3 protein-coding genes are annotated in these 1,406 nt (G+C 42.9%); all 3 read right to left on the bottom strand.

The window, feature by feature from the left end:
* A partial coding sequence (gene rplA, locus ACTHUM_RS14195) for a 50S ribosomal protein L1 (protein ID WP_440402964.1) occupies nt 1-452 on the bottom strand: 452 nt, incomplete at its 3' end.
* Nucleotides 452-886: a 50S ribosomal protein L11 gene (gene rplK / locus ACTHUM_RS14190; protein WP_002220151.1), complete on the bottom strand. Its 435-nt coding sequence runs from the start codon at nt 884-886 to the stop codon at nt 452-454. The genes rplK and rplA, both read right to left, overlap by 1 nt.
* A gap of 104 nt (nt 887-990) precedes the next feature.
* Nucleotides 991-1,406: transcription termination/antitermination protein NusG (gene nusG / locus ACTHUM_RS14185; protein WP_440403189.1), on the bottom strand; the 416-nt coding region annotated here is incomplete at its 5' end.

Genomic DNA, 1,406 nt, shown 5'->3' with positions numbered 1-1,406 from the left:
TCAGCAACGTTAGGAGTAACAGTACCTACTTTAGGGTTTGGCATCAGACCACGAGGACCCAAGATGGTACCCAATTGACCAACGATACGCATTGCATCAGGAGAAGCAATAACAACGTCAAAGTTCAGATTACCAGCTTTGATTTCAGCAGCCAGATCTTCAAAACCGACAATATCTGCACCAGCTTCTTTAGCAGCATCTGCATTTGCACCTTGAGTAAACACAGCTACGCGAGTTGTTTTACCGGTACCTTTAGGCAGAACGACTGAACCACGGATAACTTGGTCAGATTTACGAGGATCAACACCCAAGTTGAAAGATACATCAACAGACTCGTCAAATTTAGCAGTAGCAGCTTTTTTAACCAAAGCAATTGCTTCATCGATTGCGTACAGTTTGTTAGCTTCAACAGAAGAGCGCAGAGCTTTCAAGCGTTTAGATACTTTAGCCATTATACAACACCCTCCACATCCAAGCCCATTGAGCGAGCAGAGCCGGCGATAGTACGAACAGCCGCATCCAAATCAGCAGCAGTCAAATCAGGCTCTTTAGTTTTAGCAATTTCTTCCAACTGAGCGCGGGTCAATTTACCCACTTTGTTAGTCAGAGGATTAGAACTACCTTTTTGCAGACCAGCAGCTTTTTTCAACAAGATAGAAGCTGGTGGGGTTTTCATCACAAATGTGAATGATTTATCTGCAAATGCGGTGATCACGACTGGAATTGGCAAACCAGGTTCCATACCTTGGGTTGCAGCATTAAATGCTTTACAGAATTCCATGATGTTCAAACCACGCTGACCCAAAGCAGGACCAACTGGGGGAGATGGATTGGCTTTACCTGCAGGAATTTGCAGTTTGATGTAGCCGATAATTTTCTTTGCCACTTAAGGACTCCTAAAAACGGGTATAACGCGGAACCATTCCGCTTCCCAAACAGAATTTGCGATTATATCTGCTTAAAAAAAAATTTTCAAGCGAATTAAACCACTTAAATCTTTTCAACCTGACCGAACTCTAATTCAACCGGTGTTTCCCGACCAAAAATTTGAACTGAAACACGCAGTCTATTACGCTCGTAGTTAACTTCATCAACAATTCCATTGAAATCAGCAAATGGACCTTCATTCACACGAACCTGCTGACCCACTTCGAATTCAACTTTTGGTTTTGGCTTCTCAACACCTGTTTTGGCTTGTTGCAAAATAGCATCTGCATCTTTTTGAGAAATTGGGATTGGACGATTTCCGCTACCACCTACAAAGCCATTTACTCGAGGGGTACTCTTAACCAAATGCCATGAATCATCGGTCATTTCCATTTCAACCAGCACATAGCCTGGATAGAATTTACGCTCACTGATGGTTTTTCGGCCATTCTTGATGTCTACCACTTCCTCTACAGGAA

Source organism: Neisseria sp. P0021.S006, assembly GCF_051956895.1.
Note: the sequence above shows the minus strand (reverse complement) of the source record. Positions and strands in the feature narration are given on the sequence as shown.